General features: G+C 73.6%; 19 protein-coding genes. 12 read left to right on the top strand and 7 right to left on the bottom strand.

The window, feature by feature from the left end; translation table 11 throughout:
- The first annotated feature begins 10 nt into the window (after window positions 1–10).
- From FGE12_RS14355 to FGE12_RS14335, 5 genes are all read left to right on the top strand, one after another.
- Window positions 11–1,585, top strand: coding sequence for an aromatic amino acid hydroxylase (locus FGE12_RS14355; RefSeq protein ID WP_153867026.1), 1,575 nt, complete (start codon window positions 11–13; stop codon window positions 1,583–1,585).
- Between the two features lie 906 nt (window positions 1,586–2,491).
- Window positions 2,492–3,754 (top strand): DNA polymerase beta superfamily protein, encoded by a 1,263-nt coding sequence (locus FGE12_RS14350; RefSeq protein WP_153867025.1) that lies wholly within the window; start codon window positions 2,492–2,494, stop codon window positions 3,752–3,754.
- Window positions 3,751–4,551, top strand: a complete 801-nt coding sequence (locus FGE12_RS14345; RefSeq protein WP_153867024.1) for a DNA polymerase beta superfamily protein — start codon at window positions 3,751–3,753, stop codon at window positions 4,549–4,551. Before FGE12_RS14350 ends, FGE12_RS14345 begins: the two co-directional genes overlap by 4 nt.
- Window positions 4,552–4,557: 6 nt before the next feature.
- Window positions 4,558–5,313 carry a DUF6597 domain-containing transcriptional factor gene (locus FGE12_RS14340; protein WP_153867023.1) on the top strand — a complete coding sequence of 252 codons (756 nt, stop codon included), beginning with the start codon at window positions 4,558–4,560 and terminating at the stop codon, window positions 5,311–5,313.
- 35 nt (window positions 5,314–5,348) lie between these two features.
- On the top strand, window positions 5,349–5,726 hold the full coding sequence (locus FGE12_RS14335; RefSeq protein ID WP_153867022.1) for a hypothetical protein: 378 nt from the start codon (window positions 5,349–5,351) through the stop codon (window positions 5,724–5,726).
- Window positions 5,727–5,749: 23 nt separating this feature from the next.
- On the opposite strand, the gene FGE12_RS14330 is transcribed toward FGE12_RS14335, so the two are convergent.
- Window positions 5,750–6,604 (bottom strand): hypothetical protein, encoded by an 855-nt coding sequence (locus FGE12_RS14330; protein ID WP_370458982.1) that lies wholly within the window; start codon window positions 6,602–6,604, stop codon window positions 5,750–5,752.
- A gap of 228 nt (window positions 6,605–6,832) precedes the next feature.
- On the opposite strand from FGE12_RS14330, the gene FGE12_RS14325 reads away from it, so the two are divergent.
- On the top strand, window positions 6,833–7,894 hold the full coding sequence (locus FGE12_RS14325; protein ID WP_153867021.1) for a PHB depolymerase family esterase: 1,062 nt from the start codon (window positions 6,833–6,835) through the stop codon (window positions 7,892–7,894).
- On the opposite strand, the gene FGE12_RS14320 is transcribed toward FGE12_RS14325, so the two are convergent.
- Window positions 7,845–8,144, bottom strand: a complete 300-nt coding sequence (locus FGE12_RS14320) for a helix-turn-helix domain-containing protein (RefSeq protein WP_153867020.1) — start codon at window positions 8,142–8,144, stop codon at window positions 7,845–7,847. The two genes, FGE12_RS14325 and FGE12_RS14320, sit on opposite strands and share 50 nt — an antisense overlap.
- 123 nt (window positions 8,145–8,267) lie before the next feature.
- Between FGE12_RS14320 and FGE12_RS14315 the strand changes: the two genes are divergently transcribed.
- Complete coding sequence (locus FGE12_RS14315) at window positions 8,268–8,633, top strand: VOC family protein (RefSeq protein WP_153867019.1); 366 nt, start codon at window positions 8,268–8,270, stop codon at window positions 8,631–8,633.
- 115 nt (window positions 8,634–8,748) lie between these two features.
- Entirely contained in the window at window positions 8,749–9,735 is a 987-nt protein-coding gene (locus FGE12_RS14310) for a M20/M25/M40 family metallo-hydrolase (RefSeq protein WP_194797872.1), read from the top strand.
- Here the strand turns inward: FGE12_RS14310 and FGE12_RS14305 are convergent.
- The 4 genes from FGE12_RS14305 to FGE12_RS14290 all read right to left on the bottom strand — a co-directional run bounded on the left by FGE12_RS14305 (window position 9,684) and on the right by FGE12_RS14290 (window position 13,080).
- Complete coding sequence (locus FGE12_RS14305; protein ID WP_153867017.1) at window positions 9,684–10,376, bottom strand: YqiA/YcfP family alpha/beta fold hydrolase; 693 nt, start codon at window positions 10,374–10,376, stop codon at window positions 9,684–9,686. The genes FGE12_RS14310 and FGE12_RS14305 overlap by 52 nt on opposite strands.
- 513 nt (window positions 10,377–10,889) lie before the next feature.
- On the bottom strand, window positions 10,890–11,288 hold the full coding sequence (locus tag FGE12_RS14300) for a hypothetical protein (RefSeq protein ID WP_153867016.1): 399 nt from the start codon (window positions 11,286–11,288) through the stop codon (window positions 10,890–10,892).
- A gap of 32 nt (window positions 11,289–11,320) precedes the next feature.
- Window positions 11,321–12,223: a patatin-like phospholipase family protein gene (locus tag FGE12_RS14295; protein WP_153867015.1), complete on the bottom strand. Its 903-nt coding sequence runs from the start codon at window positions 12,221–12,223 to the stop codon at window positions 11,321–11,323.
- 143 nt (window positions 12,224–12,366) lie between these two features.
- Window positions 12,367–13,080 (bottom strand): AraC family transcriptional regulator, encoded by a 714-nt coding sequence (locus FGE12_RS14290; protein ID WP_153867014.1) that lies wholly within the window; start codon window positions 13,078–13,080, stop codon window positions 12,367–12,369.
- Between the two features lie 96 nt (window positions 13,081–13,176).
- Between FGE12_RS14290 and FGE12_RS14285 the strand changes: the two genes are divergently transcribed.
- Together FGE12_RS14285 and FGE12_RS14280 are read left to right on the top strand one after the other, a co-directional pair.
- The gene (locus FGE12_RS14285) at window positions 13,177–13,644 is read left to right on the top strand and encodes an OsmC family protein (protein ID WP_153867013.1); all 468 of its coding nucleotides are present in this window, start codon (window positions 13,177–13,179) and stop codon (window positions 13,642–13,644) included.
- An 11-nt stretch (window positions 13,645–13,655) separates the two neighbouring features.
- Window positions 13,656–14,273, top strand: a complete 618-nt coding sequence (locus FGE12_RS14280) for a class I SAM-dependent methyltransferase (RefSeq protein ID WP_153867012.1) — start codon at window positions 13,656–13,658, stop codon at window positions 14,271–14,273.
- A 51-nt stretch (window positions 14,274–14,324) separates the two neighbouring features.
- Here the strand turns inward: FGE12_RS14280 and FGE12_RS14275 are convergent, their stop codons facing one another.
- Window positions 14,325–16,754 (bottom strand): ABC transporter permease, encoded by a 2,430-nt coding sequence (locus FGE12_RS14275; RefSeq protein WP_153867011.1) that lies wholly within the window; start codon window positions 16,752–16,754, stop codon window positions 14,325–14,327.
- A 273-nt stretch (window positions 16,755–17,027) separates the two neighbouring features.
- Between FGE12_RS14275 and FGE12_RS14270 the strand changes: the two genes are divergently transcribed.
- Together FGE12_RS14270 and FGE12_RS14265 are read left to right on the top strand one after the other, a co-directional pair.
- Complete coding sequence (locus FGE12_RS14270) at window positions 17,028–17,435, top strand: hypothetical protein (protein WP_153867010.1); 408 nt, start codon at window positions 17,028–17,030, stop codon at window positions 17,433–17,435.
- A complete protein-coding gene (locus FGE12_RS14265) occupies window positions 17,432–17,719 on the top strand; it encodes a sensor histidine kinase (protein WP_370458981.1) in 288 nt (95 codons plus the stop codon). Before FGE12_RS14270 ends, FGE12_RS14265 begins: the two co-directional genes overlap by 4 nt.
- Window position 17,720: the final 1 nt, after the last annotated feature.

Raw genomic sequence — 17,720 nt, 5'->3', positions numbered from 1 at the left:
GTGTCCGACCATGACGCCGACCGAGAGGACCATCGCCCGCCTGCCTGCCCACCTGCGGCGCTACGTGGTGACGCAGGACTACGCCGGCTACACCCCGCGCGACCACGCGGTGTGGCGGCACATCCTGGGCAAGCTGCGTGGCCACCTCGGCGAGCGCGCGCACTCCGTCTACATGGAGGGCCTGGAGGCCACCGGCATCGGGCGGGAGAGCATCCCCAGCCTGGACGAGATGAACGAGCGGCTCGCGCGCCTCGGCTGGGGCGCGGTGGGCGTGCGCGGCTTCATCCCTCCCGAGGTCTTCACCGAGCTGCAGGCGCTGGGCGTGCTCGCCATCGCGGCGGACATCCGCACCCACGAGCACATCGAGTACACGCCCGCGCCGGACATCGTGCACGAGAGCGCGGGCCACGCTCCCATCATCGCGAACGCGCGCTACGCGGACTACCTCAAGCGCTGCGGCAAGGCGGGCTTCAAGGCCATCGCCACGGTCGAGGACCAGGCGGTGTTCGAGGCCATCCGCAACCTGAGCGTGGTGAAGGAGGACCCCACCGCGACCGAGGCGGAGGTGGCCCACGCCCAGGCCCGCCTCGAGGCCGCGGCGAAGAGCCGGCGCTACACGAGCGAGAGCACCCGCGCCTCGCGCCTGTACTGGTGGACGGCGGAGTACGGGCTCATCGGCGAGCTGGAGCGCCCGCGCCTCTACGGCGCCGGGCTGCTCTCGAGCATCGGCGAGGCGCAGCACTGCCTCACCCCGGCGGTGAAGAAGCTGCCGCTCAGCCTCGCGTGCGCGGACACCGAGTACGACATCACCCGGATGCAGCCGCAGCTCTTCGTGGCGCGCGACTTCGACCACCTCTTCGAGGTGCTCGCCGAGTTCGAGGCCACGCTCGCGTGGAAGCGCGGCGGGGACCACGGCCTGAAGGAGGCCTTGAACGCGCGCACGGTGAACCACCTGGTGCTCTCGGACGGGCGCGAGGTGACGGGGCGCGTGGTGGAGCTGCTCACGGGCGACGGCGAGGTCGCACCGGGGCTCGGCACGGCGCTCGCGCGGCTCGAGGGGCCGGTGATGGTGTCGCGTGGCGGCAAGGACGGGAGCAAGCCGCGCTTCATGCCGGCGCTGGTGGCCTTCGGCGGGGGCGAGCTGCCCGAGCGCGGCGCCTTCGAGCTGAGCCTGAAGAGCGGCCTGCGGCTGCAGGGCTTCGCGGTGGGCGGCGGCGAGGTGGTGGACCTGCGCGGCGAGCTGCAGGGGCGCGCGCTGCCGCTGCCCGCGGTGTGCGAGCTCTTCCTCAGCGCGGGGCTCCCCTCCGTCGCCGGTGGCCCTGCGGACCCGGGCACCTGGGACCGCTGGTTCGGCGAGCTCAACGCCTTCAGCGAGGGCGACGCCGAGGCCAAGGCGCGCGCGAAGAAGGCGAGCGCCCTGCCTCCGGCCGTGGCGGAGCTGTACCGCCAGGTGCGCACCCTGCGCGAGCAGGGCAACCCGAGCCCCTCGGCGCTGCAGCAGCTCGCACAGGCCTGCGCCAGCCACCCGGACGAGTGGCTGCTGCGCGCCGAGGTCGAGGAGCTGCAGCGGCTCGCGCGGGCCTGATCCGATTCAGGCAGGTCGCGAATCGAGGCGCGACGTTCTTGGATGTCGCGCCCTGACTCGGCGAACAAGAGCCCTCGGCCGAGTGCGCGGGCGTTGCCGCTTCACGCGCACCGTCCTCAGCACGGTGCGTTGGCTTGCCGGTGCGGGCGTCGAGGGTGGAAGGGTAACGGAGCGCCTGCGCCTTTGGCGTCGGGGCGCCGCCGGCTCGCGACGCTCAGGGGTAACGCGCTGGCGCTGCGCGCAAGAGGGCCGCCCGTTCCGGCGCACCGCCTGGAAGGAAGCTTCCTTCTGCGCTCTCCTGCGCGGCCTGCCGAGGGCGCACCTCGCGCGCAATGAAGCGTCCCTTCTCCGCGCGAGCCTCCCGCCTCCACGCCGCACTTCACTCTGCGTGCGTGCCCCCTCGGGAGCGGACGACTGCGTCGCGCAAAAACGTAAACTAGGTATTTACCTATTTGCAGCGCGCGCCGGTCCGCGCCCGGGAGGGGCGTCTCCTTTCGGGACAGGCGTCCACGCGTCGTGGACGGCTTCACCCACCTGGAGAAGCCCCGTTCCCTCCCGGCCTCTCCTTCTCGAGGCCGTGGCCCTCGCGCCACTCTCGTGTGTCCGTTGAGGACGGGAGCGTGGTGTGCCCTCCCAGGACCTACTTCTTCTCGAAGCGGAGCACGGGCACGCGCTCGCGCCGGGATGCTGCGCAGGCGTCACACGCGCACGCCGGTGCGTGGCGGTAGGCCTGCGGGTCCTCTCCCCAGGTAGCCCCCGCGGGCGCCTCGTGCTCTCCCACGTGGCCTGCGGCGCGTACACATGGCCAGCCGAAGGGCCCTCGCTCCGCGCAGCGCGGCGTCGCCCTCCAGGCTTTCCACTCGTCGGCATTCATCGGAGACTGAGGGTAGCGCGCTTCGCCTCCCCATGACCCAGCGACTCTCCGCATTGAGCGACATCGACCCGCTCTCCATCCCCCTGCCCCACGGCACGGAGGTGACGACGCGGGTGGAGCGCGTGGTGGATGGCCGCCGCATCCCGCAGGGGCTCATCGGTCGCGTGGTCCGCGCGCGGGATGGCGGCTTCGACGTGCTCATCGTCGGCGTGGGCGAGCTCTGGTTCGCGCGCGCCGAGCTCACGCCGCGCAAGGCGGGCCAGCTCGAGTTCGCCCAGCGGCGCGAGAGCTCCTGGGCCGCGCTCATCCCCTGCACGGTGCTCACCGGCACGGTGGGCAGCCGCGCGTGGGGGCTCGCGGACGAGGGCTCGGACACGGACGTGCGCGGCGCCTTTGCCCTGCCCCTGCTGTGGACGGTGGGCCTCGTGTCACCGCCCGTGGACCTGGTGAGCGCGGACGGGAGCCAGACCTTCTGGGAGACGCGCAAGCTCGTGCAGCAGGCGCTGCGCGCGGACCCGAACACGCTGGAGCTGCTCTTCGTCCCCTCGGCCGAAGCCACCGACGTCATCGGCGAGTGGCTGCTGGAGGCGCGCGACGCCTTCGTCTCCAAGCTCATGTTCGGCAGCTTCGGCCGCTATGCGCTGAGCCAGCTGAACAAGCTCTCCGCGAGCCAGCGCCTCGCGCAGCACCGCGACCTGGTGCTGGACTGGCTCGCGCAGGAGCCCTCTCCCACGTTGGACGAGGTGGCGGCCCGGCTCGCACGCATCTCCCCGCGCCAGGCGGCCTCCCCCGAGAACGCGCTGCTGCAGGCCAAGACGTACATCAAGCAGCTCTACCGCTCGCTCTCGGACCAGGGCCTCATCGAGGCCAACGACTTCGCCTCCATGCAGCGCTATGCGCGCTCGGGCGGCCGCAGGCCCGCGGACGCGAGGGAGCTGCGCCCGAAGAACGCCTACAACCTCTTGCGCCTCATCCACCTCGCCGCGGGCTGGCTGCGCGACGGCGCGCCGCAGTTCGAGGCGACGGGCGCCTTCCGCGAGCGCCTGCTGCGCATCAAGCGCGGCGAGGTGAGCCTCGACGAGGTGCTCGCCGAGGCAGAGGCCCTCGCCCCTTCGCTGGAGCAGGCCCGCGACGCGAGCCGCCTGCCCGAGCACCCTGACTACGTGCGCGCCGACGCGCTGCTCAAGCGCATCGGCGACGAGGTCGCTCGGCGCCACGTGCAGGGCGTGCCGGGTCCCTTCGGTGTTGCTGCGCCCCCGCCGCCCGAGCCTGTGGCCCCCGAGGAGGAAGCATGAGCCCCGAAGTGCAGGAGGTCCTCACGCCGCACCAGCGCGAGGTCGCGGCGCGCGTCCTCACCGAGGAGGGGGCGCACCGGCGCCACCTGGTGGTCTCGCTCTCGGGCGCACATGCGTACGGCTTTCCCTCGCCGGACTCGGACCTGGATGTGAAGGCGGTGCACCTGGACCCCACCGAATCCCTGCTCGGCTTCCCCCGCCCCGCGCGCGCCTCCGAGCGGCTCGAGGTGGTGGACGGAGTCGAGGTGGACTACTCGTCGAACGAGCTGGGGGGCGTGCTGCTCGGCGTCCTCAAGGGAAACGGGAACTTCATCGAGCGCTTCCTCTCGGGCTTCACCTTCGAGCACCAGCCGGTCCTCGCCTCGCTGCAGCCGCTGGTTCGCGGGGCGCTCTCCAAGCGCGTCCACCGCCACTACGCGGGCTTCGCTGGTCAGCAGAAGCAGGAGTGGGAGCGCACGGGGCGCACCTCCGCGAAGAAGCTGCTCTACGTGCTGCGCACCACCCTCACCGGCACCCACCTGCTGCTCACCGGCGAGGTGGTGACGGACGTGACCCGCCTGCTCGCACGCTACGGCTTCGAAGAGGCGCTGGAGCTGGTGGAGCAGAAGCGGCGGGGCGAGAAGAGCGAGCTGCCGCCGGAGATGGTGCGCCGCTGGGAGGCGCGCGTCCCCAGCGCCTTCGAGCGGCTCGACCGCGCGCTCGCCGACAGCCACCTCCCGGACGATCCTCCCAACACCGCCGCGCTCGACGCGTGGCTCATCCATCAGCGGCTCGCCCTGCTGGAAGAGGGGCGCTGAGTCGCCATGCTGCAGCAAGCCCCCTCCCCGCTCGCGCTCTCCCGCTGGGTGGACGCCTTCTGGCTCTACGAGGGCGCGGGCCACGCGCACCGCGTCCTGCCGGATGGGTGCATGGACCTGCTGGTGGACCTCGCGTCCGGCGAGGGCAGCATCGCGGGGCCGATGACGCGCGCCGAGGTGGTGGACCTTCCGGCGGGCACGCGGCTCTTTGGCGTGCGCTTCCGTCCCGGCGCCGCGGCGCTGCTGCTCGAGGAGCCCGCCCATGCGCTCGCGGACCAGCACGTGGCGGTGGCGGAGGTCGCCTCCCGGGCTGTCGCTGCGCTCGCCGAGCAGGTCGCAGAGGCCCGCACGCCCCAGGCGCGCATCGCCCGCGTGGAGGCGCTGCTGCAGCAGGCCACCCTGCGGCGGCGCGCCTTCGACCCGCGCGTGCACCACGCCGTGATGCTGCTCGAGCAGGCCCACGGCACGCTGCCCGTGCGCGAGGTCTCGGAGCAGGTCGGCGTCGGCGAGCGGCAGCTGGAGCGGCTGTTCCGCGAGCGCGTGGGCTATGGTCCCAAGCTCTTCGCGCGCATCGCGCGCCTCTCGCACGCGCTGGCTCAGCCGGAGTCCCTGGTGCAGGCCGCCCTCGCTGCGCAGGCAGGCTATGCGGACGAGTCCCACCTGCTGCGCGACTGCCGCGCCCTCACCGGCCGCACGCCCCAGGCGCTGCGCGCGGAGCGCGATGTCGGATTCGTCCAAGTCGAGGCCGCGACCGGGGCGTAGAAGAGACTCCACACCCGACGCGGGAGGACGAGACGATGAGCCTGAAGAAGCTGACGACGCTGCTGGTGGTGGACCGCATCGAGCCCTGCCTCTCCACGTGGCAGGCGCTCGGCTACGCGAAGGTGATGCAGGTGCCGGAGACGGGGGCGGCGGGCTTCGCCATCCTCGCGGGGCCCGCGGGCGAGCTGATGCTCCAGACGCGCGAGAGCCTCGCCGAGGACCTGCCGGTGGTGGCCGCGTTGAAGCCCACGCACGTGCTCTACGCCGACGTACCCTCGCTCGCCGAGGCCAAGCGCGCGCTGTCCGGGGCCCGCGTGCTCGTCGAGCAGCGGACCACCTTCTACGGCGCGACCGAGTCCTGGCTGCAGCTGGTGGGCGGCACGGTGCTCGGGCTCGCGGAGCACAAGGGGTAGGAGCTCGCAGGGAGAGGGAGCACTCAGCGCCCGGTGCTCGCCACGCGCCGGCGCTGCTGCGCGAGTCCCCAGACATAGAGCAGCGCGAGCGCTGCGAGGCACACCCCGCTCAACGTCACGTAGCGGCCGACGAGCGCACCCTGCGTCCAGCCGAGGTCCTCGGTGAGGCGGCTCGGGTCGCTCAGGCCCACCCCCTCCTGCAGGCCGTAGGGGATGCGCTCCGGGTCCCGCACGGCCGCCCACCACTGCTCCGCCGCGTCCATGAAGCCGAAGGCCCCGATGGCGAGGAAGCCCCAGCGCAGGCTCGCGGTGCGCAGGCGGCTCGCCTCGGGCGCGTAGAGCGTCGCCATCAGCAGGCTGCCCAGCACGAGGTCTCCCGCGTCCCCTCCGAAGAGGATGAGCCCCTGCGCTCGCGACGCGCTCAGCCCCAGGGTGCACACCGCCTGCACGAGCAGCAGAACGCCCAGGGGCGCTGCCGAGAGGGGCCCGTGCGCGCGCCACAGGCGCCAGCCGGCGTAGGCCAGCGCCGCGGCGATCACCAGCGAGACCACGACGGAGCGCTCGTCCGCGATGGAGGTGAACCAGAAGCCGGGCACCGCGGAGAAGCCGCACAGCCACGCCGTCACCGCGTGCCCCAGCTCGTGCAGCCACATCCCGAAGAAGATGCGCACCAGCGACCGCCCCAGCTGCGTGCCCTGCACGAGGAAGGCGAGCAGCAACGCCACCGGGAGCGCGAGCGCGCGCACCCCCAGCTCCCAGCGCTGCGCCTCGAGCTCACCCTCCCACGCAGGCGTCGGGGGCCGCAGCGCCCACGCGGGCTCCGGCTCGGTGTCAGTCGGAGGGGCCGCAGGCCTCGGCCGGGCACGCGCGTAGAGCACGCCGCAGCGCGGGCACTCGGGGCCCGCGGCGCGTGGGGCTTCGCAGCGGGGGCAGGAGTCGGGAAGCGGGCTGCTCACGGGGGACAGCGTAGCGCAGAGGCCCGCGGCGCCTCGTATCCCACCCCGGATGCCGGGGAGGAGCAGCGCACCCGGAGTGCTCACGGCCCGCGAGCGTGGCGCACACGGGCGCCCCGCGGCCCGACGCGGTAGAAGCACGGGCTCGCCACCATGAACCTGCGATCCCCGATCCTCCTGTTTGCGCTCTTCCTCCTCCTGGCAGGACTGCCGGCCTGTGGCCTCGCGGACGCGCCGGCGACGGCGCCTGCCGCGCTCACGCAGGTGACGAGCTTCGGCACCAACCCAGGCAACCTGCTCCTGTACACGCACGTCCCCGCGGGGCTGCCGCCGGGCTCCCCCCTCGTGGTGGTGCTGCACGGCTGCACGCAGTCGGCGGCCGACATCGAGGCGACGGGCTGGAGCGCGGCGGCCGACGCATACCGCTTCGCCGTGGCCTACCCGCAGCAGCAGGCGAGCAACAACCGCAGCGGCTGCTTCAACTGGTTCCTCCCCGGGGACACCACGCGCGGACAGGGCGAGGCGCTCTCCATCCGGCAGATGGTGGCGCACCTGCAGGGCACGCTCGCGGTGGACTCCCAGCGCATCTTCGTCGTGGGCTTCTCCGCCGGCGGCTTCATGGCGGCGGCGATGCTGGCCACCTACCCGGACGTCTTCGCGGCGGGCGCCATCAACGCGGGCGGCCCCTACGGCTGCGCCACGAACCTGGCCGAGGCCACGGCCTGCATGAGTCCGGGCGTGACGAAGTCTCCGGCCGCCTGGGGAGAGCTCGTGCGCAGCGCCTACCCCAGCTTCACCGGCCCTCGCCCACGCGTCACCCTGTGGCACGGCAGCGCGGACCCGGTGGTGGCGGTGGCGAACCTGGACGCGTCGGTGTGGCAGTGGACGTACGCCCTGCAGCTGGATGGGGCGGCGGGCACCGGGAGCTCCGAGGCGCGCTTCGCCCACCGCACCTTCGGCCCCGCGGGTGGCCCGGTGCTGGTGGAGAGCTACGAACTGTACGGCCTCGGCCACGCGGTCGCCGTGGACCCGGCGCTCCCCTTCGAGGGCAGTGGCCTCGCCTGTGGCAGCGTGGGCCTCTACGCCGCGAGCGCTCCGGGGCTCTGCGCCACCGAGCTGCAGGCGCGCTTCTTCGGCCTCGCGCCGGAGCAGGGCCCGGGGCCGCTCAGCGGCGCACCCAGGGTCGCAGCACCTCGTACACCGGCACCGCGGTGAGGCTCGCGCGCTCCGCGCGCACCAGGCGCCGGCGCTTGAGCACCCGCAGCGCCGCCTGCACGGCGCTCTTGGAGAGCCCCGTCTCCTCGGCCATCTGCGCGAGGCTGCGCGCCACCTGCCGCCCGCGCGTCCCCGCCGTCTGCTGCCACAGGTGCAGGTAGACGAGGAAGGCCGAGGGCGAGCGGTCGTGCCCCACCAGGTCCGGCATCAGCGTCTCCAGCACGTAGGTGTCCACCGGGGTGGTGCTCATCGCTCTCCCATCGGTCACTACAGTGACCCCTACTATAGCAGCCACGCGCAGCCTTCCACCGGCAGCACGAATGCGGTACCTGCTGGGGCTCGCGCCGCCCCCTGGCGCGCAGGGAGCAGAGACATGATCAAGATGGTGAAGTTCGTCGGCATCCCGGTGAGCGACCAGGACCGCGCGCTCGCGTTCTACACGGAGAAGCTCGGCTTCAAGGTCGCGACGGACCAGCCGATGGGGCCGAAGCAGCGGTGGATCGAGCTGCGCATCCCGGGGGCGCAGACCGCCGTGGTGCTCTTCACGCCGGAGGGCCAGGAGGACCGGGTGGGCAGCTTCTTCAATGGCGCCTTCGGCTCGGACGACGTGATGGAGAGCTACGCGCAGCTCAAGGCGCGCGGCGTGGAGTTCGAGGGAGAGCCCCAGAAGCAGCCGTGGGGCACCTTCGCCAAGTTCAAGGACCCGGACGGCAACCTCTTCGTCCTCTCCTCGCGCTGACGCGCACGCGGGCCGGGAGGCGCGCAGTGCGAGCGTGCGCGCGATGCGAACGCTGCTCTGTTCCCTCCTCCTGCTGTGCGCCTGCTCGAGCTCCGAGCCCACCGACCCGGGGTCCGTGCGCAGCGAAGACGTGCGCGCGCACGTCACGGTCCTCGCCGCGGACGACATGGAGGGACGCCTCACCGGCTCCCCCGGCGCCGCGCGCGCTGCCGACTACATCGCCGGACAGCTGGGCACTTTCGGGGTGACCCCGGCGGGCGACGACGGCTTCTTCCAGCGCGTGCCGCTGAAGCTGGACACGCGCTACAGCCCGCCCCGCCTCGTCCTCGTCCCGCCGGGGCAGGACCCCGCCTCCGTGCCCGAGGCCGAGCGGCGCACCGGCCTCAACGTGGTGGGGCGCCTCGAGGGCGCGGACCCCGCGCTGAAGGACGAGGTGGTGGTGGTGGGCGCGCACTACGATCACCTCGGCGTGGGGCCCGCGGTGAACGGCGACGCCATCTACAACGGCGCGGACGACGATGCGTCCGGCGTCGCGGCGGTGCTGGAGGCTGCCCGCGCGCTCGCGCAGGGGCCGCGCCCGCGCCGCACCGTGCTCTTCATTGCCACCACCGGCGAGGAGGAGGGAACGCTGGGGGCGAAGTGGTACCTGCAGCACCCGGTCGCACCCCTGGAGCGCACGGTGGCTGAGCTGGAGGTGGAGATGATCGGCCGGCCGGACCCGCTCGTGGGCGGCGCGGGGCACCTCTGGCTCACCGGCTACGAGCGCTCGACGATGGGCGAGTCGTTCACGCACGAGGGGCTCGAGATCGTGGCGGATCCGCGGCCCGCCCAGCACTTCTACGAGCGCAGCGACAACATCGCCTTCGCGCGGCTCGGCATCCCGGCCCACACGCTCTCGTCCTACAACCTGCACGCCGACTACCACACGCCCGCGGACGAGGTCTCACGCCTGGACATCGCGCACATGACGCAGGCGATCGAGTCCATCGTGTCCGCCGTGCGCCTGCTCGCAGACGGAGACGCACCCCAGTGGAAGCCCGGGCTGCAGCCTCAGTCCTCCGAGCCCGTCGAGCCCGTGCGCTCGCTCGCGAGCGCGGGGTAGGCCCGGGCGACTGCCGGTACGCCCGCGAGGAAGCGCAGCGCCTCCTCGCACAGCGCGTCCGCCACGTCCGTCAGCTCGTGGTCCGAGTCGTAGGTGACGAGCCGCGCGGCGGGCGTGCGCTCCACCCACTGCTGCACGGGGGCGAGCGGCACCACGTCGTCGCGCACCCCCTGCAGCACCAGCGTGGGCGCCTCCACGCGCGGCCAGGGCGCGTGGCGCTCGGCGTCGTGCAAGAGCCCGATGCCCAGCGGCGCCTTCGCCTTGAGCGCGTGGTGGTCCACCCACAGCCGCCCCGTGCGCTCCCACTCGGTGAGCGCGGAGGGCGGCACGCGCTCGCGCCAGCGCCGCGCGAAGTCCACCGCCGGCGCCATCACCACCAGCGCGTCCACCGGGTGCGCCTGCGCGTGCAGGAGCGCGAGGTAGCCCCCCATGCTCGAGCCGATGAGCACGTGCGGCCGTGGGGCCGCGCCGAGCAGGCGCTCCACCAGCGCGAGCTGGCGCGAGAGCGTGAGGTGCTCGAAGTCCCCCTCGTCCAGCGCGGGCACCTGCAGCGCGAGCCCGCGCCGCTGCAGGTGGTGCAGGAAGCGCTGCGCCTTGAAGGACTGGGGGCCGGAGGCAAAGCCGTGCAGGTAGAGGAGCATCGCGGTGGCTGCGCACTCTAGGCGAGGGCAGCCGGCGTCGCGGGTGCGGGATGCAGCGGATGCAACGGGCGGACTGCGGCCGTCGGGGAACCTGCCGGGGAGCCGGGGGCCTCTGGCCCTCTGCCTGCCCGGGGGCACCAGGACCGGAGCTCGCGCTCCAGCAAGGGGTGCCTCCACTCCTGCACCGCCCCTCAGGGGCAGCGCTCACGCGCGGTTCGACGGCGGCCTGCAGTCAGCCAGAGAGAACTCCCGCCGTCCCGGGGCCGGCCGGAGCGGAGGGAGGCGAGTCGCCCCCAATGGGCGGCTCTACCAGGGTCGGACCGGTGCTCGCGTCCTGCACGGAGCCTTAGCAACCGCAGTGCCACGGGCGGGGGCGCTCGTCGCTCTCGTGATTCCAGGGACTTGAGTCCGCGGCACGGCACGCACGCCCGCGGTCACCGTGACACGCCTGTCAGGTCCGGGCCTCTGACACCCGAGCCCCGCCAGTTTTCCGAGGCTTCCTGGAAAGCAGAGCTACCGGGTCCCGGCGTCGGCGGCGTCCCTGGCCACCCGCTCGCCGGTGCGCTGCAGCGCGTCGCCCGCACGGCGGGCGCCCTCTCCGGCCTTGTCGGCGGCGCGCTGCAGGGCGGGGCCTGCCTCGCGCGCGGCGTCCTTCCCCGCGGCCTCCACCTTGTCGGCCGCCTCGCGCAGCGCGGGCTCGGCCTCGTGCGCGGCCTTCTGGGCGGCGCTCGCGGCGCTGTCCAGCGCGGGGCCCGCCTCGCGGGCTGCCTTCTGGCCCGCGGCCTCGAGCGTGTCCGAGGTGCGCTTCGCGGCGTCCTCCAGCTTGCGCTGCGCGCGCTCGCTCTCCGACTCGCTGCAGCCCGCGCCCAGCGCGAGCAGCCCCAGCAGCAGCCCTGTGCTCCGGATGCCCATGGGGGGAAGGTAGGGCGCCCTGCGGGAGGCGGCTAGCGGGAGGCCTGGCGCTCGAGGGCGGCGCGGGTGGCGTCGAAGCCCGCCTCGTAGATGCGCTCGAAGGCATCCCCCTCGCCCTCCAGGGCCTCGGGCGGCGGCTCGGCGCCTCCGATGCGGATCTCCACCACCTCGCAGGGCAGGTCGCGCCCGTAGAAGGCGGGCTCGCTCGTCACGTTGAGGGTGAGCAGGCGTGCATGGGGAAAGAGCGCGCAGGCATCGTGCACCGGCACGGCGGCGACGCGGTCCGCGCCCGGGTCGAGCTCCTTCAGGTCGGTGCCCTCGAAGAGCAGCGGGTTGTTCGCGCTCGCGGCGACCGCGTGGGCGAGGTCTCCCTCGCGCGCCACCACCCGCTCGAGCCCGCCGTTCACCGCGCGCTGGTAGAGCGTGGCGAAGGGGAGGGGCAGTGACTCGATGCGCGCTCCGGCGAACTCCACCGCGAGCGTGCGCTCGAAGCGCGCGTGGTCCAGCTTCGCCACGCTGCCCAGGCCGCCGAGGCCGGTGAGTGCGCCCACCGCGGCCGCGAGCGCCGCGCTTCCACCGGAGAGCAGCACCGCGGCGAGCCCCACGGCGGCGCTCGCGAGCCCGCGGGTGCGCGCCTCGTCTCGCGTCTGGCGCGCGTACTCGGCGTAGAAGCGGCGGTAGCGCGTGCGCAGGTCCTCCTGCGGCGCGGAGGCATAGAGGCTGCCCACCACCGCGCCCATGCTGGTGCCCACCACGCAGTCGATGCGCTCGCCGCGTGCCTTGAGCGCGTCGATGGCGCCCAGGTGCGCGAGCCCCTTCACCCCGCCCACCGAGAGCACGAGGCAGGTGCGCTCGGGCGCGCGGCCCCGGCCTCCCGCACAGGCGGTGAGCAGGAGCGCGAGCAGAGCGAGCGGACGCAGGAGACGGGCGCGCATGCAGCCCGCATCCTGCGCGCGGGGGCGCCCGGAGGAAAGCAGGCGGGCAACCACCTGCGACGCGAAGAGCACCCGAGCGAGAAAGTTGAAGTGCACGGGCGAAGGTCTCCCCTCTCCCCGTGGGAGAGGGTCGGGGTGAGGGATTAGCGCCTGCGCTGTCGCACCGCGCCCGGCGTCATCCCGCACACCTTGCGGAAGGTGCGCGCGAAGTGCCCCTGGTCGCAGAAGCCTGCCTCCAGCGCAATCTCCGCGACCGCCCGCTCCGTCCGCACCAATTGCTCGCGCGCCCACTCCACCCGCCGGCGCCGCACGTACGCCGCGAGCGACTCCCCCTGCTGCGCACGAAAGGCCCGCGCGAGGTGCGCCGGATGGACGCCTGCCACGCGCGCGAGTGTCTCCAACCGCGGCGCCTCGAGCAGGTGGGCCTCCAGGTACTCCTGCACCCGCGCCATCCAGCGCCGCTCGGCCGTCACGCGCCCCGCCTCGCGCGTGGCGAGCGCCATCAACTGCAGCGCGAGGCCCTCGCGGGCGAGCGGCGCCGCGCTGTCGGTGGCCTTCAGCTCGAGGGCGAGCCCCCGGGCCACGCGGGTGAGCTCGGCGCCGTGCACCACCGGAGGGAGCGCGAGCGGGCGGTCCAGGTGCACGAGCAGGAGGCGCGCCCCGCGAGCGCCGAAGCGGTTCGCGTGGGGCTCTCCGGCCTGCGTGAACACGGCTCCGCGGGCGCAGCCGTGCGCGCCGCGGCGCAGCGAGAGCTCGAGCGAGCCCGAGAGCACGGCGGCGAGCAGGGGCGCCTCGTGGGTGTGGCGCGCGACGGTGGTGCCGGGCGCGTACGCTGCCTCCTCCATCCGCAGTCCCATGGGCACACCTCCGGGCCGATGCTCGGAATCTCCGCTCGCAACGTGCAAGACGCCGCCGGCCGGGGGCGAGTATTCCACCCCTCACGGGAGGTTCACATGGCGCAGGTGCATCGCTACGAGGTGGAGTGCCGGTGGGAGGGGTCTACCGGTGTGGGCTACGCGGACTACGCCCGCGCACACACGGTGCGGGCGCCGCCGGCGCGCACGGAGCTGCAGCTCAGCTCGGACCCGGCGTTTCGCGGAGACCCCGCGCAGCTCAACCCCGAGCAGCTGCTGCTCGCGGCGGCGTCCTCCTGCCAGCTCCTCTCATTCCTCGCGGTGGCGGCGCGCGCTCGCCTGGACGTGCAAGGCTACGAGGACCGCGCCGAGGCGCTGATGCCCGAGGACGTGCGCCCCGTGCGCTTCACCTCCATCGTGCTGCGGCCGCGCATCACGCTCGCGCGCGGTCCTACCGAGGAGCGCGTGCGCGCGCTCGTGGAGCAGGCGCACCGCGAGTGCTACATCGCGAGCAGCCTGCGCGCGGACCTGGACGTGCGGGTGGAGCCCGAGCTGCACTTCGTCTGAGGAGCCCCGCCATGCCGCTGCTCGATGCCGTCTTCGCCCGCCTCTACGACCCGATGATGGCGAGCGTGGAGCGGCGCGGGCTCGCGCGCGAGCGGGCGCGGCTGCTCGCAGGCCTGAGCGGCGACGTGGTGGAGCTGGGCGCAGGCACCGGCCTCAACCTGCCCCACTACCCTGCCTCCGCGCGCCTCACGCTCACCGAGCCCACGCCCGAGATGGCCGCGCGGCTGCGCGCACGCGTGGAGCGCGAGCGTCCCGGCGCAGAGGTGCTGCTCGCCCCGGCGGAGCAGCTCCCGCTCGAGGACGCGAGCGCGGACGCGGTGGTGAGCACGCTGGTGCTGTGCACGGTGGCGGACCCGCAGCGCGCGCTCTCCGAGGTGCGCCGCGTGCTGCGCCCCGGCGGGCGGCTGCTGCTCTTCGAGCACGTGGCGACGCAAGGGGCGTGGGGCCGCGTGCAGCAGCTCTTCGAGCCGGTGCAGCACTTCTGCGCGCGTGGCTGTCACCTGACGCGCGACACGCGCGGGGAGCTCGAGCGCGCAGGCTTCGACACCCGCGAGGTGCGGGACGCCGAGCTGCCCGGCTCACCGCCGCTGCTGCGCCGGGCCATCGCCGGGAGCGCACGGCGCCCCTGAGACGGACGGGGCGGAGGGCACCGGAGCCCCCCGCCCCTCCCCGCGCTCGCGCTACTCCTGGCGCAGCGCGAGCGCCGGATCGATGCGGGTGGCGCGATGGGCAGGCAGGTAGCTCGCGGCCAGCGCCACCATGCCGAGCAGCAGCGCCACCCCCGCGTAGGTGAGGGGATCTCCGCCGCCCACGCCGTACAGCATGCTCCCCAGCAGCCGGCTCGCGAGGTAGGCGAGGCCCACGCCGAGGGCGAGCCCCGCTCCCGTCACGCGCAGGTACTGCCCCAGCACCATCCCCACCACCTGGCGCGCGTCCGCGCCCAGCGCCATGCGGATGCCCAGCTCGCGGGTGCGCAGGCTCACCGCGTGCGTCACCACCCCGTAGATGCCGATGGCCGCGAGCAGCAGCGCGAGCCCCGCGAACACGCCCACCAGCAGCATGAAGAAGCGCGGCTGCGACACGGCGGAGCCCATCATCGCGTCCAGGGTGCGCACGTTCGCGACCGGCAGCCCCTTGTTCAGGCCGCGCACCTCGGCGCGCACCGCTCCCGCGAGCGCGAGCGGGTCTCCGTTGGTGTGCACCACCAGGCTCATGTCGTTGCTCCAGGCCTGCGCGAAGGAGACGTAGGCCTCGGGAGCCGGCTCCTTGTTGGGTGCGGTGAAGCGGGTGTTGCCCACGATGCCCACCACCACGCCGCCGAAGCCGCCCTTGCCGTAGTCCACACCGATGTCCACGGTGCGGCCGATGGGGTCCTCACCGGGCCAGTACTTCTTCGCGGCCTCCTCACTGAGCAGCACCGCGCGGTTGCCGGGGGTGGTGCCGTCCTCGTCCCGGAGCAGCCGTCCGCGCAGCAGCGGGACGCGCAGCGCCTCGAGGACGCCCGCGCTCACCACGCGGATCTCCGCCAGGTCCTCGTTGCCCGGCTCCGGCTCCGGGCGCGACATGTCCCGCAGGGTGCTGCGCATGTTGCGGCGCGAGAGCGGCAGGTGGACGCTGAGCCCCGCGCTCTTCACGCCGGGCAGCGCGCGCACGCGGCCGAGCAACTGCTCGTAGAACTGCGCCGTCGCGGGACTGGCCCAGGTGTACTGCGTCTCCGGCAGCGACAGGTCCGCCACGAGCACGTGGTCCGTCTGGTAGCCCAGCTCCACCTGCTGCAGGCGCACGAAGCTCTTGATGAGCAGGCCCGCGGCCACCAGCAGCACCACCGCGAGCGCCGTCTCCGCCATGATGAGGACGTTGCGCGCGCGCTGGCGCGGCCCGCCCGTGCTCCCGCCCTTGCCCACCTCGCCGAGGCTGCGGCTGAGCTCCACGCGGCTCGCCTGCAGCGCGGGGATGAGACCGAAGAGGCCGCTGGTGAGCACCGCGAGCAGGGCCGTGAAGCCGAGCACCTTCCCGTCGATGTCCACGTCCTGCAGGCGTGGGAGATTCTCCGGGCCCATGGCGACGAGCGCATCCAGGCCCCAGGTGGCGAAGATGAGGCCGAGCCCGGCGCCCAGCAGCGCGAGCAGGGTGCTCTCCACCAGCAACTGCCGCACGATGCGGCCGCGGCTCGCCCCCAGCGCGAGCCGCACGGAGATCTCCCCCTCGCGGCTCGCGGCGCGCGCGAGCAGCAGGTTCGAGAGGTTCGCGCAGGCGATGAGCAGCACCGCCGCCACGGCGGCGAGCAGCACGTAGAGCGCGGGCTGCACGTTGCCCAGCACCTCCTCGCGAAGGGGGATGACGCGTGCGCCGATGCCGGTGTTGTTCTTCGGGTACTGCTGCTCGAGCCCCTTGGCGATGCGCGAGAGCTCTTGCTGCGCGGCCGCAAGGGTCACGCCCGGCTTGAGCCGCCCGTACACGTTGAGGAAGTGCGCGCCGCGGTTCGCTGGGTCCGTCAGGTCCTTCTCCCAGGTCACCGGGCGCCACAGCTGGGCCTTGAGCGGGAAGTCGAAGCCGGGCGCCATCACGCCCACCACGGTGTGCGGCTCACCGCCCACCAGCACCGACTTGCCGATGATGCCGGGGTCACTGCTGAAGCGCCGCTTCCACAGCGCGTTGCCCAGGATCACCACCTTGCTCTTGCCCGGCAGGTCCTCGTCCGGCGCGAAGCCGCGGCCGAGCGAGGGCTGTACCCCCAGCACGGAGAAGAAGGGCGCGGTCACCGCCGCGCCCTGCAGCCGCTCCGGCTCGCCACCCGGGCCGGTGATGCTGAGGTCGGTCGCGTCGAAGCCCGCGAGGTCCGTGAAGGAGGTGGCCTGCGCCCGCACGTCGCGGAAGTTGAGGGACGAGGCGGGCAGCTTGTCGGTGCGCTTGTCCGTGTCGTACACGCGCACCAACTGGTCCGGGTCGCGCATCGGCAGCGGGTCCAGCAGCACCGTGTTGATCACGCTGAAGATGGCGCTGTTGGCGCCCATGCCGAGCGCCAGCGTGAGGATCGCGATGAACGCGAAGCCCGGGCTCTTGCGCAGCTTGCGCAGCGCGAGCTTGAAGTCCTGTCCGAGGGTGTCCATAGGGGGTGTGCTCGCTGTGCTCGAGGTGTTTCACGGGGGGCGACCGGGCAGGCTCGCAGCCCCGCAGGTCGCGGTCCCGCCTCAGTCCCCCTGAGCAAGGAGGGTGCCACGGCTTTCCCCTGCTGGGATTCTGCCGTGAAGCCCGGTACTTGGGCTGTGTGCCCGGCGCGGGCTCCCGCGCCCGATTCCGGAAGTGGGACACGCCCTTTCCGCTTCCGGGCAGCGGCCCCGCTGCGCCTTCCTCCGGGAGAGCGGGGAAAGTAGCTTCAGCGCATGAAGCCTCCGGAGCAGCGCGACACGCCCGAGCGGCAGCAGCCGGACGCGAGCCTCGAGAGCGAGCGGGCGCGGGCCGACAGCGAGCTGCTGCGCCGGCGCTTCGCCATCGAGCTGGCGGCGGATGCCGTGGTGGCGCTCGCGCGCGAGCGCGCAGACTCCCTGCTCACGCGCGAGCGCGCCGATGCGGATCAGCGCCAGAGACAGGCGGCGCTCTCGTCGCAGGAGCGGGCGCGGGTGCGCAGTGAGCGCGCGGAGGCGGACGGTCGGCTGCAGCAGGAGCGCACCGTGGCGGACGCGGAGCTGGAGCGCGAGCGCGAGGAGCGCCGGCGCTCCATCGCCCCGAGGAGGCGCTCTCCGCGCGCTTCGACGAGCCGCGCCTCCTGCAGGTGCTCGCGAACCTGGTGAGCAACGCCATCAAGTTCACGCCGCCCGGCGGCAGCATCCGGGTGCAGGTGGCGGCGGAGCCCGGGGCGGTGCACTTCCGCGTGCAGGACCGCGGCGCGGGCTTTCCGGAGGCCGCGAAGGAGCGCCTCTTCGAGCGCCACTGGCAGGCCACCCCGGGCCACGGTCAGGGCCTCGGGCTGGGGCTCTACATCGCGCGCGCCCTCGTGGAGGCCCACGGCGGGCGCATCCGGGCCGAGAGCGCGCCAGGGGAAGGCAGCACCTTCCACTTCACCCTGCCGCGCTAGC

The organism is Aggregicoccus sp. 17bor-14 (assembly GCF_009659535.1).
In the GTDB taxonomy this organism is placed as follows: Bacteria; Myxococcota; Myxococcia; order Myxococcales; family Myxococcaceae; genus Aggregicoccus.
This window is presented reverse-complemented; position numbering and strand designations above follow the sequence as displayed.

Excerpts from the sequence above, each read along its gene's own strand:
- FGE12_RS14320 (WP_153867020.1), bottom strand. The coding sequence starts at position 8,144 with ATGAGCACCACCCCGGTGGACACCTACGTGCTGGAGACGCTGATGCCG.
- FGE12_RS14275 (WP_153867011.1), bottom strand. The coding sequence starts at position 16,754 with ATGGACACCCTCGGACAGGACTTCAAGCTCGCGCTGCGCAAGCTGCGC.
- FGE12_RS14305 (WP_153867017.1), bottom strand. The coding sequence starts at position 10,376 with ATGCTCCTCTACCTGCACGGCTTTGCCTCCGGCCCCCAGTCCTTCAAG.
- FGE12_RS14335 (WP_153867022.1), top strand. The coding sequence starts at position 5,349 with ATGAGCCTGAAGAAGCTGACGACGCTGCTGGTGGTGGACCGCATCGAG.
- FGE12_RS14340 (WP_153867023.1), top strand. The coding sequence starts at position 4,558 with ATGCTGCAGCAAGCCCCCTCCCCGCTCGCGCTCTCCCGCTGGGTGGAC.
- FGE12_RS14295 (WP_153867015.1), bottom strand. The coding sequence starts at position 12,223 with ATGCGCGCCCGTCTCCTGCGTCCGCTCGCTCTGCTCGCGCTCCTGCTC.
- FGE12_RS14280 (WP_153867012.1), top strand. The coding sequence starts at position 13,656 with ATGCCGCTGCTCGATGCCGTCTTCGCCCGCCTCTACGACCCGATGATG.
- FGE12_RS14325 (WP_153867021.1), top strand. The coding sequence starts at position 6,833 with ATGAACCTGCGATCCCCGATCCTCCTGTTTGCGCTCTTCCTCCTCCTG.
- FGE12_RS14355 (WP_153867026.1), top strand. The coding sequence starts at position 11 with ATGACGCCGACCGAGAGGACCATCGCCCGCCTGCCTGCCCACCTGCGG.
- FGE12_RS14270 (WP_153867010.1), top strand. The coding sequence starts at position 17,028 with ATGAAGCCTCCGGAGCAGCGCGACACGCCCGAGCGGCAGCAGCCGGAC.
- FGE12_RS14345 (WP_153867024.1), top strand. The coding sequence starts at position 3,751 with ATGAGCCCCGAAGTGCAGGAGGTCCTCACGCCGCACCAGCGCGAGGTC.
- FGE12_RS14300 (WP_153867016.1), bottom strand. The coding sequence starts at position 11,288 with ATGGGCATCCGGAGCACAGGGCTGCTGCTGGGGCTGCTCGCGCTGGGC.
- FGE12_RS14290 (WP_153867014.1), bottom strand. The coding sequence starts at position 13,080 with ATGGGACTGCGGATGGAGGAGGCAGCGTACGCGCCCGGCACCACCGTC.
- FGE12_RS14350 (WP_153867025.1), top strand. The coding sequence starts at position 2,492 with ATGACCCAGCGACTCTCCGCATTGAGCGACATCGACCCGCTCTCCATC.
- FGE12_RS14315 (WP_153867019.1), top strand. The coding sequence starts at position 8,268 with ATGATCAAGATGGTGAAGTTCGTCGGCATCCCGGTGAGCGACCAGGAC.
- FGE12_RS14285 (WP_153867013.1), top strand. The coding sequence starts at position 13,177 with ATGGCGCAGGTGCATCGCTACGAGGTGGAGTGCCGGTGGGAGGGGTCT.